The sequence below is a fragment of the Rubrivirga aquatilis genome (genome assembly GCF_046845665.1).
In the GTDB taxonomy this organism is placed as follows: domain Bacteria; phylum Bacteroidota; class Rhodothermia; order Rhodothermales; family Rubricoccaceae; genus Rubrivirga.
Map to the genome: position 1 here is coordinate 2080471 of NZ_CP177355.1, position 12658 is coordinate 2093128.

The window sequence follows — 12658 nt, forward strand, 5'->3', positions numbered from 1 at the left end:
CCGGGGAGCCTGCGTCCTACGGGCCCCTCTCCCCCGACGCGCCCGCATGGCCTCCATTTCCGCACAGATCGCCGATCTTCTCGCCGGCACCGAACCGTTCGACGTTCTCTCCGACGAGGAGCGCCAGTCGCTCCTCCAGAAGATGACGCTGGAGCTGTACTCGCCGGGCGAGGTCATCCTCCAGCAGGGCGACGACATCCACCGGGCGCTCTACATCGTCACCGAGGGGCTCGTCCGCCTCCAGGAGGCCGAGACGGGGCGCGTGGTGGACATGGCCGGTTCGGGCTCGCAGTTCGGGTCGTACGGGCTGCTCCAGGGCGGGGCGCTGCCGTACGAAGCCCGCGCCGTCGAGAACACGTCGTGCGCGCTGATCGCGGCCGACAGCTTTAAGCGGCTCCTCGATTCCAACGACGCGTTCCGGGCCTTCTTCGAGGCCGACATCAAGCGCTACGTCCGTACGCTCGACGAGGACATCGACGCGTCCGGCGCGTTCCTCCTCTTCGACACGACGCTGGGCGACGTGCTGCGCGCGGAGGCCACCACCATCGACGTGTCCGCGACGGTCCGCGACGCGGCCCAGGCCATGTCGGAGGGCGAGACCGACGCCGTCGTGCTGGTGCAGGACGGCGTCCCGATGGGCGTCATCACCGAGGGCGACCTGGTCAAGCGCGTGCTGGCGAACAACGGCGACCTCGACGGGCCCGCGATGGCGCTTGTCGACCGCCCCCCGATCGCGCTCCGCACGGCCGACCGCCTCTACGACGCCATGCGCACCATGATGCGCGAGCGCATCCGCCGGGTCGTGGTGGTCGATGACGACGGGGGCCACCTCCGCGGCCTGCTCTCCGCCGAGGACGCCAGCCACTACCGCGGCCTCGACCCCGTCGCCACGACCGAGCGCCTGGAGCGCGCGCAGTCCGTCGAGGAGCTGGCGGGGCTCCGCGCCGACTCGAACCGGCGCCTCTACCGCCTCTACCACCAGGGCATCCACGCCGACGACCTCCTCGACCTGGTCACCGAGATCGACGACCAGCTCAAGCGCCGCGTGCTGACGACGGTCGAGCGCGACGTGCGCGCCGAGATGGGCGCCGACGCCTACGACGGCCCCTGGGCGTGGCTCACGTTCGGCGCTGCCGGCCGGCGCGAGTCGGTGCTGCGGGCGTGGCAGGACAACGGCCTGGTCTACGCCGACCCGGCCGCGGGCGACGCCGACCGCGCGGCGGCCTACTACGAAACGCTGGCGACGCGCGCCGTCGGGGCGCTCCGGGAGTGTGGCTATGGCGACCCCGAGAACGGCGTCGACGCCAGCGCCGAGGCCTTCCGCCAGCCCCTGAGCAGCTGGCGCGCCGCCTACGACGCGTGGTCCTCCGGCACCGACGCCTCGGCGACGGCCAGGGCCGCGCTCTGCTTCGACGTGCGCACGCTCTACGGCGACGACGAACTGGGCGACGCGCTCATCGGCACCATCGCGGGGCACCTCCCCAACAAGCGGCTCGCGACGATTCTGGCCCGTGAAGGGGCCAAGGCCGACATGCCGCTCACGATGCTGGGGCGCATCGAAGTCGAGGAGGTGAGCGGCGTGACCGGGCTCGACCTGCGGACGCGCCTGATCATGCCCGTCGTGCGGATGGCGCGGGCGCTGGCGCTGGACGCGAGCTACCTCGAGTCGGCGGGCACCTTCGAGCGCCTCCGCCATGTGGGGCAGTCCGACCACCCGCTGGCGGCGCAGGCCATGGGGCTGGTGCCAGCCTTCACCACGCTCGTCGACCTCCACCTCCGGGGCCAGATGCAGTCCGCCGAGCGCGGCGAGCGGCCGGGCGACTTGGTCGACCCGGACACGATGCACAAGAGCCAGCAGAACTTGGTCAAGGAGACCATCAAGGCGGTCCAGAGCGCCCAGTCGGCGGTCGCCAGCCACTACGGGCTCTAAGCGCCGGGCGCGGGGGGACGGCCTCCCGCGCCGCTACGGCACGAACGCGGACAGGCACCCCTCGACGCGGTCGGCGATGGCCGCCGCGAGCCGGTCCCGAAGCTCGTCGCGGGCTTCGGCGCGGGCCCGCTCGGCCGCGTCGGGCGCGAACGCCAAGCGGGCCGAGCGCGAAAGCTCCAACTGGCGCCAGTCGCCGCTGTAGCTCGCGATGTCGACCCGCGCCCGCGCCTCGCGCGAGACCCGACGGTCGCACACGGACCGCCGCGTATCGCTCGCCACCACCACCACGTCCGCCTCGGCCTCGATCTCGACCGTCAGCTCGCGGACCGTGTACGTCGCTCGCCCGCCCGATTCGAGATCGGCCGTGCGCGTCTCGCCTCGCCCCGTGTCTCGCGCGTCGCGAGCGGGCGGATGGCGACGACGACCCCGAAGTCGGCGTCGAGGTCGTGGGCAGCCTCTGCCAGCCGGCGGGGGCTGTCGGAGAGGTCGAGGCCACGGGAGCGACGGGCCCAACTCCGCACGGCGGCCGGGTCGGCGAAGAGAACGAAGGGGTCGTTGGAGACGAGGGCCTCGTCATAGAGGACGTCCGACACGTCGCGGGCGAAGAGGTCGTCGTCGCCCTCGGCGGGGAAGACGGCCGCGCGGAGAGCACCGAGAGTCAGCACGCTGGCGCGGAGGTCCGCCAGCCGGGCCGACGCGCCCAGCGCCAGCCCGTCGTCGGCATGGGTGAGCGCCGATCGGTAGCGGCCGGCGGACAGGTCGGCCTCGACCCAGGCCGCGTACGCGTCGCGGGCGACCCGGTCGAGCGCCTCGGCCTGGGCGTCGGTCATCGAGAACGCGCGGGCTCGGTTGGTGAGGGCGACGGCGTCTGAGGGGGGCGACGCTCGGCGGGCGGCCTCGGTCAGCGAGCGTACGGCGGCGTCGTAGCGGGCGTCGCGGTCGGCGGCGAAGGACGCGGGGCGGTCGAGGGGGACGCCGAGCGCGGCGGCCCGATCGACGAGGGCGTCGGCCTCGCGGTACGCGAGCGCTGCGCCCTCCGCGTCCAGCCCCTCCGCTGCCGCGAGGTGCTGGCGGATCGCCTCGCGTCCCGCGACCGCCAGCCGCCCGGCGACGTTCGGCAGGTCGCGGTCCCGTTCGAGCGCCGTCGCGTAGGCGTCGGCGGCGGCGACCATGTCGCCGCTCTGTTCCAGCGCCATGCCCTCCGAGTAGGCCTCCTCGGCGCTGGCGCATGCGAGCGCCGAGGCTGAGAGGACGACGACGAGCGCGAGTCGGGCAAGCATGAGCCAAGAGCAGGTGATGCGGAGAGGATAGGCCTCCCAGCTCGTTCGTCGGCTCACCCTTCCCGCCGGGCGTGCTCCGCCAGCAACGGCGCCGCCAGTGGGACGGCCCGGGCGACGTAGTGGGCCAGCAGCCGGCGCTGGCGGTCGGGGTCGAGGTCGGCGTGGCGGCCGGTGCGGGCCAGGCGATCGGCGCGGGCGTGCGCGAGCGCCATCGCGGCGGCGACCGACACGTTGTAGCTCTGCACGAACCCGTCCATCGGGAGCAGGATCGCCGCGTCGGCCGCCTCGACCATGGCGTCGCTGGCGCCCGCGTGCTCGTTGCCGACGACGAGCGCCGTCGGGTGCGAAAAGTCCCACTCGGCGATGGGCCGCGCGTCGTCGCGCAGGGCCGTCACCGCGACGCGGCCGCCGAGGGCGTGGACGTGGTCGACGTAGGCCCGGGCGTCATCCCAGGCGCGGACCTCGACCCACTTGTGGGCCCCCTGGCTGGCGCGGCGCGCGGCCCGGCGGTCGTCGACCAAGTCGGCGTCCTCGTCGTCGATCTGCTCCACCAACGTGGCCGCCGTCCCTTCGAGGGCGACCACGTGCGCGGCCCCGAACCCCAGCCCCTCGGCGCTCCGCAAGACGGCGTTGACGTTCCCGGGGTCGATCAGCGCCTCCATCACCGGGACGACGCCAAACGCGCGCGCGGCGATGACGGCCTCCAGGCGCGCGCGGCGCTCGTCGGTGAGGTAGCGCCCGAGCACGTCGAGCACGGTCTCGGCCGGGTACGCGGTGCCGCCGACGGGCACGGTGTCGGGGAGGTCGAAGAAGAGCGGGTCGAGGGGCATGCCGAAAGCTAGCCCGCTAGGGGAGGAGCGTAGTTTCCGGGCCCCCTTGCAGACGCTCATGCCCCGGATCTTCGCCGTCGCCGCCCTCCTCGCCCTCGCCGCCTGCGGCGACGCCGCCGACGCGCCGGCCCCGAACGCGGACGGGACCGTGAACGCCGCGGCCGTCGCGAACGCCATGCTGGAGCAGTACCAGGAGAGCCTGGGTGGGGTCGACGACTTCACGGTCGTGGCCGCCGGCGCCGAGGCCCGCTACGTCGCGGCCGAGGACGACTCGACCGGTCTCGACCGCTTCGGGTCGCCCCAGATCTCGGCCGTCGGCGACGGCGAGGTGCCGATGGCGGCGCAGCTGCTGCTCGTCCAGGTCCCGAACGTGCCCCGGCTGGCGGAGGGCCTGCGCACGGCCGAGGTCCAGGGCCCCATTCAGCGCGACGGCCGCTCGGTCTACGTGTTCAGCACCGATGACCCCGGCGTGCTCGTCGGCGAGCCCGGGAGCGCCCCGGCCGACTCGGCCTCGACGCGCGCCTTCCGCGTCTACGTCGCCGCCGACACCTACGACGTCTTCGAGATCTACCAGAGCGTCTCCACCGACACGCTCGAGGTGACGAGCCGGATCATCTACTCCGACTTCCGCGACGTGGACGGCGTGCGGCTGCCGTTCTCCGTCCGCCAGCTCGAGACCGGGCTCAACGCGGGGATCTCGAGCGACGAAAAGATGCTGATGGGCGGCCAGATCGGGCTGGCGCTCCGGCAGACCCGGGCCTCCCCCGCCGGGCCCGAGCGCGACGCCCGCTTGGCTGAATTGGAGGCCCAGCAGCGCCTGATCGGCGAGGGCATCATGGACTCCGAACTGACCGTCGACGAGGTCCGGGTCGGAAGGGAGTAGCGCGGTGAGAGCGTGGCTCCGCCACGAGAGCCCGTAGCGCGCGCCCGCTGGGACTGCCTTGTCGCTTGCGCCAGCCGGCCGCTGCTTGCGCTCTCCGTGCTCTACTCGTCCGCCGGCACGCGCTGGCCGGTCGCGAGGGCGCGCACGATGGCGTCCTGCGCGCCCGCGATCTGGCCGCCGCTCGTCGTGTAGTTGTTGGCCATCAGCACGAACACATACGGCGTCCCGCCCGCGCCGTCGACGTAGCCGGCCAGGCAGCGGACCGCCAGCAGCGAGCCGGTCTTGGCCTTGACCGAGATCCCGCCGAGGCGGTTGCGCAGCGTCGACCCGCTGGCGCCGCCCTCGGGGAGCGACTGCAGGAACGACCGCGAGGCCGGGTGCCGACGCATCGCGCGGAGCACCGACGCCAGCGCGGCGGGCGACACCATGTCCTTGCGCGACAGGCCCGAGCCGTCGGCGATGTAGAGGTCGGAGCCGTCGACGCCGGTCGAGGTCACGAACGCCTGGACGCGGTCTTCGGCGCGGTCGGTGTCGCCCCCGCCGATCGTCCGGAAGACCTGCTCGGCGTAGAGGTTGTCGCTCTCGCGGTTGATGCGGTCGACGATCTCGTCGAGCGTGGGGGAGACGTACGCTCGGAGCGGCTCGGCGTCGGCGGTGGCCGGCTTGCGGTCGGTGTCGTCGACGTCGACGCGCGTGGCCTGCGACACGTCGATGCCCGCCTCTTCGAGCCGGAGCGCAAAGGCGTGGACGGTGAACAGCGTCGGGTTCGCGACGGGCACCCGGATCGTGCCCCGGTACCCGGACGGGACGCCGCCGCGCAAGACGAACTCGTCGGTCCCCAACGTCCGCTCCACGTCGAGCCGCCCGCCGCCGGACCGCGTGACGACGTCGCCCGTGACGGTCGCGAAGCCGGGCGGGTTCGACTCGAACTGGGGCGCCTGCCCGGGCGACGTCCCCGCGATCCGGATGCTGACCAGGTTGTCGCCCCAGACGAGCCCGCCGGCGGGCGGCGCGTAGTTCTCCGTCGCGATGTGGGTCACGTCCCAGCCCTCGCCGTAGCGCGCGTCCTCGAACGCGTCGTCGTCGCCGACGATGCGGCCGGTGATGCGCTGCACGCCCGCCTCGGCGAGCGCGGCGGCCCACTCGCGCAACGGGTCGCCCATGCCCTCGCTCCCGAACGTCGGGTCGCCGGAGCCGACGATGACCAGGTCGCCCGTGAGCGTGCCGTCGTCGGAGACGTCGCCGAGGTGGAAGAGCTGGGTCGTGTAGCGGAAGTCGGGCCCCAGCCGGTCGAGCGCGGCGGCGGTCGTGAACAGCTTGAGGTTGCTGGCGGGCAGCAGGTTTTTGTCGCCGTTGCGGCTCAGCACGAGCCGCCCGTCGCGCGCGTCGCGGATCTCGATGCCCCAGATCGCCGACGGCAGGTCGGGGTCGTTGAGGATCTCGTCGACGATCGCGAGCGCCTGCGCCTCGGCGCCGTCGGCGTCGGCCTGCGACGGCCCGGCCCACAACGCCGCGCCGACGACGGCAAGGATGGACAGGGCGGCGAGAACGCGGGACATCGGCAACGGGAGAGGGGGGACGCGAGCAACGCCCGCAAGCTACCCGTGGTGCCTGCCGGGTCGAGGTGTCGAGGGCGAGGTGTGTGGAGTCTCTTCCCGATCGCGAGCCCTGACCTCTGAGACTGTGGGGAGCTCGACAAACAAGTCCTCCCCCTGGACAGGGGGAGTCAGAGGGGGTAGATCGGCCAGAGTGCGACGCTTGCCCATCCACCACCCCTAGCCCCTCCTGTCCAGGAGGGGGACTATCGCGGGCAGCGGCCTTGCCAACCAGGCGCTCGACCCGCACTCGCGCCCCGCTATCTTGCGGCACCCCCACGCCCTCCCGCATGGCCCGCTCCCGCCGACCCGCCCCGACCACGACGCGCGGCGTCACCACGATGCCGTTCGACCGGCTCAACTACCGCCTCCTGCTGGCGGCGGTCGGCCTGATCGTGCTCGGCTACGCCGTCATGATGGTCGACAACGCGACGAGCGACAACCCGGTCGACAGCGCGCTGTCGCTCGTCGTCGCCCCGCTGCTCCTCCTGGGCGGGTACCTCGGCGTGGCCGTGGCCGTGCTCTGGGGCGTTCCTCGCGACGCCGGCCCGGACGTGGCCGAGCCCGAGGCGTAGTGCGCCGCCCGGCCCTGGCGTTTGCGCTCGCGCTCGCCGCCTGCGGGGGCGACGAGCCCAAGGGCATCGCCGTGACCGAGGCGCCGGATGTGGGCACCCGCGCCGACCTCCGGCCGCTCGCGCTCGACACGACGTACGCCGACTCCGGCCTCTTCGTCGACCCCCGCTTGCGCCCGGACTCCCTGCGCGCCGACTCGCTCCGCCGCGATAGCCTGCGCGCCGACTCGCTCGCGCAAGCCGCCCGCCCCGACTTCCGGGCCTTTTTTCCGCGCTTCCGCGCCGCCGTCGAAGCAGGCACGGCCGCTGGGCTGGCGACCGACGGCGTCGACCGCGAGCGGCTGGCGGCGGCGCTCGCGCCCCCGTTCCGCGCCGGCGTGCTGGCGCTCACGGCCCGCGACTTCGCGCGAGAGGGGACCGCGCGCACGGCGATGGTGATCGTCGGGTTCGACGTGGAGGGGGCCGTGGTGCCCGTGGACGAGGCCGACACCGAGTCCGCCGCCGTCCTCCGCTTCGACGTGGTGGACGGGGCGTACCGCCTGGTGGCCGTCGACCTCGCGGGGTAGCGCGATCCTCAGCGCTCGGGCGTCTGCCGTCGGTCCCTCAAATTGTGCTGGTCGTCCGATCAGCCCAATGTCCGTAGGTAGCCGTGGAGTCACCATATGGAGAGGCCGTCACTAAAGTTGCCAGCAGGTCACTTCATGGAGTGACTCTCCCCGCCGCTGAAGCAGTGGTTACACGGCCTCGAACCGATGCCGAGTCGTTAGCAGCATGGAATGATTCTTTGCGGTGGCTACGTCCGAGAGGCACTGTTGATTGTCAAGTATCTTTGCCTTATGCTTGGGGATCCGATGCTGCCCCCTCCTGCTGCCTCCTTCTCCTGACCCATGAGCGACCACATTGTCCGCCCCGTCGAAGACTACCTGACTGAGTACAGGGCAAAGAAAGACACTATCGTCAAGACGATCCAGAACGACCCGGACCTGTCACTACCGGAAAAACTTCAGGCAATCGAGCGAGAGCTGAACAATTTGCGGGACGATTTTTCGGAGGAGAGAACCGAAGAATACGAGTCAAAGAGTGTAACTAAATCAAAAAATTTCTCGTGCACCAAGGGGAATAGCGGTGGCTCAAAGATCTGCAAGGACGGATGTGTATCTTCTCCGCACCCGGGCATGTATACCACTAGGCAGTGGACCACATTTGGTGGTTCCGGGCGCAACCATCGTATCGGTTCCGGTGGTCGCTCCGCCTGCCTGGATATCAAGATCTCTGGCAGGGGCAGGAAGACCGCAAGTATCACTTCGGTTTTCAGGTACAATCCCTCTTATGTGAGGACAGAGGTGCTACAGGATGTAACCGATCTGTTCAACATGATGTCTGATTCTGCAGAGATAGCATCTATTGATGTGGTCGACGATGAGTCGGGGGCCGTGTAATCCACCGCTGCAGGCCGACAGCACGCGCCGTCGCTATGCTTCATGCAAGCGGCGGCGTTTTCTTTGCCTCGTTCTACCCGCAAGCCACCAGCGTACCGCGGCTGAACGGTCACCTGTTAGGCAGCCTTTAAACCCCTATGACATCTCCGAGCCCCGACAAGTTTGACAGGTGGAAGCTGGGTTGGAACAGGACATGGGCATACAGGCTGTTTCAGCGCCACCATACGCAGATCAATCAGTTATACTGGTCTCATGTCGGTGTTGCCAATTTCGCCTTCGCCGCGACTAAGCCTTTTGACGAGACGGACCACACCAGTGTCTTGTTTTCGCTCGACGATCCGGCGAATTCCAATTTGGATATTCCTCTCGGACAGTGGGCTAGTCAATACGACAGCTTTTGCAACTGGGTGAGGCTCAGTAGTCTGGTCGCGATTACAGGATATATGGAGGTGTATCTTAAAACTGTCATCAGGCTGGCCCTCGAATCCGACCCCGGCATCACCAACGGGGTTAGCAAGGCCGTTGACGGCGTAGCCTTTCTTAAATCCAATCCTAAATACTCATTTAGGGACGAGGCAACCGAGGTTGTGATCGGCGACTGGGGCAAGCGCATCGCCAAGTACGTTCGATATTTTGGGACCGCACCGGCCGCAATCACTACCTCCGTCAAAGCGTTAGAGGACCTGAGGAGAGCCCGCAATGGCGTCACTCACACATTTGGGCGTGCCAGCGACGACTACGACAACCTGCTCGACACGAACCCCAAGCCTTTGAAGAAGGTGTCGGAGTTGAAGCTGGTCAAGACCCTTGCGCTAGCTGACCGAGTGGCGAAGGCCGTAGACAAGCAGTTGGGGCCATTACACATTGGTGACTATGAGTCCGTGTATTTTTATCATAACTGGGACAAGTCGTTCCATCCAAAACACGAAACTGAGCACAAGGCATTCGCCAAAAAGATAGGAGAGGTGCACGGACGAAGCTTAAATCTAGATTATCACAGGCAACTGATTGAATATTACAACTATTTGTAGTAGAGCTGCCTAGCCTGCGGCTGCACGCCGACGAGGGGCTTTAGCGTCCTAGCATTGTCCGATCGTTGGCGTATCCTGCGCTCCGAGCCACTGCCAGTGGGCGTTACACTTTAGAGGTTGAGCCGCGAACTGCTCTACTACACAGCGGCATCTGCGTGAACGCGATTGGCAAGCTCTCAGGCTCCCCGTTGCCGGCTGAGAGCGGCCTAGTCGTCCCGCTGGCGCCAGCCCCTACTCGTAGATCCGGTACCCCTCCGACCGCGCCGCGAACGCCGCCGCCTCGTCGGCCCACGCTGCCACGATCTCGGCCGCCCCGCGCCCGTCGAGCCACATCTGGCGCAAGCGCGTCGTGCCCGCCAGCTTCGCCAGCCAGTCGGCTTTTAAGAATGCGCCGTGCGCGCCGCGCGGGGCCTGCCGGTAGACGGCGTCCACCACGTACACGCCCGTCGCAACGGGCCGGAACGCGGCCGCATTCGTCACCACGAGCCGGACGCCGCGCACGGTCTCGCCCTCCCATTTCGGATTCGTCGCCTGCCCGGGCAGGTCGACCGGCACGAACGTCGCGGGCTCGAAGCGGACGCCCGCCAGCCCGGCGCCGTTGAGCTCCGCCGCCAGCGCCTCCCCGTCCGCCCACGGCGAGCCGACGTGCGTAAACGGGACCCTCGTGCCGCGCCCCTCGCTGGCGGTCGTGCCCTCGAAAAGGGCCGTGCCCGGGTACACGCGCGCCGTCTCCACGTCCGGCACGTTCGGCGACGGCGGCACCCACGCCAGCCCCGTCTCCTCCCACGCCATCCCGCGCGCGTAGCCCGTCATCTCGACCACGCGCAGGTCCAGGCCGTCGAGCCCGGGCAGCCAGCCCTCGCCGACGATCATCCGGGCCAGCTCGCCGACCGTCAGCCCGTGCGTGACGGGGATCGGGTACAGGCCGACAAACGACTGCTGGCGCGGCTCCAGCACGAACCCCTCGGCCCGGTCGCCGATGGGGTTGGGGCGGTCGAGGACGACGAACGGGATGCCGGCTTCGGCCGCCGCCTGCATCGCGTAGCCCATCGTCGAGATGTAGGTGTAGAACCGCGCGCCGACGTCCTGCATGTCAAACACGAGCGCGTCGAGGCCGCGGAGCTGGCGCTGGGTCGGCTTTTTCGATGAGCCGTACAGGCTGTAGACCGGCGCGCCCGTCGTGCCGTCGCGCCCGCCCGAGACGCCCGCGCCCGCCTCGGCGTCGCCGCGGATCCCGTGCTCGGGCCCGAACAGCGCGCCGACGAGCACGTTCGGCGCGGCGTGGAGCCGGTCGATCAGGTGCGCCGGCCCGCCGTCGGCGGTGTCCACGCGTGCCGTGTGGTTCGTCACGAGCCCGACCCGCATCCCATCGAGCGGCGCGAACCGCTCGGCCACCAGGCGCTGGGCACCCGTGACGACGGCGGCGTCGGGAGCACGGAGGGTCGGCGCCGAGGCGCGGGGCTCGTCGACGGGAGCGGCGAGGCAGGCCGCCAGCGCGACGAGAACGAGGAGGGGAGCGGGCGTCATCGGCAGGGGGGGGACGGGGCGTGGAAGGTTAAACCCCCGTGCCCCGTCCCTCTTGCCCCGCGCTCGCTAGTTCCGGATCCGCGCCGTGTAGCGGACGGTCTCGGTCTCGCCCGCGCCCAGCGTCACCGGGAAGAGGGCCGTGCGCGCGTCGAGCCGCTCGTGCTCGTGCGTCGACTCGCGGATCGTCCACTCGCCCCAGAACACGCGCTCGATCACGTCGACCGTCGTCGAGACCTCCTTGCGGTTACGGACCTCGACCTCGATGGTGACCTCATAGGTCCGGTCGTTGATGCGCCGGTTCGCCATCTCGCGCCGCGTGCCGACCACGTCGAAGGCGTCGCCGATGTACAAGCGGACGGTCTCGTCGCGCGGCGTGTGGCCGATGGCGTCCTCGCCCAGGAACTGCAAGTTGCCCCGGCGGTCGGCCTTGTACACGCGGACGGTGCCCGCGGGGAGCGGCATCCCCATGTTGTTGGCCTCGGCGTTCTCGACCTCCAGCACGACCGCCGCCGCCATTTCGTCGCCGACGGCGCCGGGCGGGCGCTGGCGGTGGAACGGGAAGTAGCTGCCGGTCCCGTCGAAGATCAGGCGCCGCTCGACGCCCACGTCGCTCGCGGAGAGGAGCTCGAGCTGCTTGGTCTCGCGCTCGGCGATCGTCGTCGGGGTGGGGAAGGTGTAGAGGTGGTACTCGAAAAAGGCCTCCTGCTGGGGCGCCGCCGCGTCCATCACGGCTTCGGCCGCGTAGCCGCGCGCCATCATCGGCGCCGGCGGGTTGGGCCGCACGCGCCGCACCTCGCCCGCGATAAGCTGCAAGCTGGCGTCGGGGTAGCTCGCGCCCGAGTGGTTGGCGAGTGTCACCCAGCCCGTCACGTCCACGTCCGTCTCGGCCTCGTTGACGACGGCCACGTAGTCGGCCTTCCAGGTGATCCCCTCGGTCATGTAGCGCGCCTCAACGCGCTGCGTGCCCGCCTGCTCCGACGCCAGCCGCCACAGCAGCGACGGGCGCGAGAGCAGGCCCTCGGGCAGGCCCAGCAGCTCGATCGTCCCCTCGGGGTTGACGAGCACGCGGCCGTCGTCGAGCCGGATGATGCGGCCCTGGCTCGGCTGGCTGAGCAGCACGCCCGTGTCGACGGCGGTCCGGTCGCCTAGCTGGCGGATGATCCGGACGCGCTGGCCGACGGCGGCGTCGAGCACGGAGTTGGTGCCGATGAGGTTGTACTGGTAGTTCTGCTCCAGGACCGACAGCCCACCTGGCTCGGTGAGCGAGACGAGCGACAGGCTCGTCGGGTCGATCTGCTGGGGCACGCCCTCGAACCGGACGGCCTGGACGCCGCGCCGGAGCACGAGGGGACGCACCTCGCGCACGACCGCGAACCCGCCGTTGTAGACGGTCAGCGAAACGGCCTCCCGAGATTCGGGGAGAGAGACGACCGTGTCCTGAGCGAGGGCAGGGACGGCGAGAAGGGCGACGAGAGCCAGCGTGAGCGCGCGCATTCGAGACGGGGGGGATGGGGCCCTACAGACGCGCGAGCCGGTCGGAAAGTCTCTGCCCGCCAACAGCCGCCTCGTTC

The 12658-nt window shown here is 70.1% G+C and carries 12 protein-coding genes; 6 read left to right on the forward strand and 6 right to left on the reverse strand.

Going from position 1 to position 12658, the window contains the following annotated elements; genetic code table 11:
* The first annotated feature begins 46 nt into the window (after nt 1–46).
* Nucleotides 47–1930, forward strand: coding sequence for a DUF294 nucleotidyltransferase-like domain-containing protein (locus ACLII4_RS08945; RefSeq protein ID WP_412067043.1), 1884 nt, complete (start codon nt 47–49; stop codon nt 1928–1930).
* A 33-nt stretch (nt 1931–1963) separates the two neighbouring features.
* On the opposite strand, the gene ACLII4_RS08950 is transcribed toward ACLII4_RS08945, so the two are convergent.
* The 3 genes from ACLII4_RS08950 to ACLII4_RS08960 are packed head-to-tail and all read right to left on the reverse strand — an operon-like array spanning nt 1964 to nt 4040.
* Nucleotides 1964–2209 carry a hypothetical protein gene (locus tag ACLII4_RS08950; RefSeq protein ID WP_412067044.1) on the reverse strand — a complete coding sequence of 82 codons (246 nt, stop codon included), beginning with the start codon at nt 2207–2209 and terminating at the stop codon, nt 1964–1966.
* A gap of 35 nt (nt 2210–2244) precedes the next feature.
* Nucleotides 2245–3210: a hypothetical protein gene (locus ACLII4_RS08955; RefSeq protein ID WP_412067045.1), complete on the reverse strand. Its 966-nt coding sequence runs from the start codon at nt 3208–3210 to the stop codon at nt 2245–2247.
* Between the two features lie 53 nt (nt 3211–3263).
* On the reverse strand, nt 3264–4040 hold the full coding sequence (locus ACLII4_RS08960) for a TrmH family RNA methyltransferase (RefSeq protein WP_412067046.1): 777 nt from the start codon (nt 4038–4040) through the stop codon (nt 3264–3266).
* A gap of 58 nt (nt 4041–4098) precedes the next feature.
* On the opposite strand from ACLII4_RS08960, the gene ACLII4_RS08965 reads away from it, so the two are divergent.
* Nucleotides 4099–4923, forward strand: a complete 825-nt coding sequence (locus ACLII4_RS08965) for a hypothetical protein (protein ID WP_412067047.1) — start codon at nt 4099–4101, stop codon at nt 4921–4923.
* Nucleotides 4924–5024: 101 nt separating this feature from the next.
* On the opposite strand, the gene dacB is transcribed toward ACLII4_RS08965, so the two are convergent.
* On the reverse strand, nt 5025–6482 hold the full coding sequence (gene dacB, locus ACLII4_RS08970; RefSeq protein ID WP_412067048.1) for a D-alanyl-D-alanine carboxypeptidase/D-alanyl-D-alanine-endopeptidase: 1458 nt from the start codon (nt 6480–6482) through the stop codon (nt 5025–5027).
* A gap of 326 nt (nt 6483–6808) precedes the next feature.
* Between dacB and ACLII4_RS08975 the strand changes: the two genes are divergently transcribed.
* The 4 genes from ACLII4_RS08975 (at nt 6809) to ACLII4_RS08990 (ending at nt 9560) form a co-directional block, all read left to right on the forward strand.
* Nucleotides 6809–7093, forward strand: a complete 285-nt coding sequence (locus ACLII4_RS08975; protein ID WP_412060245.1) for a DUF3098 domain-containing protein — start codon at nt 6809–6811, stop codon at nt 7091–7093.
* Nucleotides 7093–7656 carry a hypothetical protein gene (locus ACLII4_RS08980; RefSeq protein ID WP_412067049.1) on the forward strand — a complete coding sequence of 188 codons (564 nt, stop codon included), beginning with the start codon at nt 7093–7095 and terminating at the stop codon, nt 7654–7656. Before ACLII4_RS08975 ends, ACLII4_RS08980 begins: the two co-directional genes overlap by 1 nt.
* Before the next feature lie 321 nt (nt 7657–7977).
* Nucleotides 7978–8529 (forward strand): hypothetical protein, encoded by a 552-nt coding sequence (locus tag ACLII4_RS08985; RefSeq protein WP_412067050.1) that lies wholly within the window; start codon nt 7978–7980, stop codon nt 8527–8529.
* Nucleotides 8530–8666: 137 nt separating this feature from the next.
* Nucleotides 8667–9560: a hypothetical protein gene (locus ACLII4_RS08990; RefSeq protein ID WP_412067051.1), complete on the forward strand. Its 894-nt coding sequence runs from the start codon at nt 8667–8669 to the stop codon at nt 9558–9560.
* 231 nt (nt 9561–9791) lie between these two features.
* On the opposite strand, the gene ACLII4_RS08995 is transcribed toward ACLII4_RS08990, so the two are convergent.
* Both ACLII4_RS08995 and ACLII4_RS09000 read right to left on the reverse strand, forming a co-directional pair.
* Entirely contained in the window at nt 9792–11087 is a 1296-nt protein-coding gene (locus tag ACLII4_RS08995) for an exo-beta-N-acetylmuramidase NamZ domain-containing protein (RefSeq protein ID WP_412067052.1), read from the reverse strand.
* 66 nt (nt 11088–11153) lie between these two features.
* Complete coding sequence (locus tag ACLII4_RS09000) at nt 11154–12581, reverse strand: DUF4139 domain-containing protein (RefSeq protein ID WP_412067053.1); 1428 nt, start codon at nt 12579–12581, stop codon at nt 11154–11156.
* Between the last annotated feature and the right edge of the window lie 77 nt (nt 12582–12658).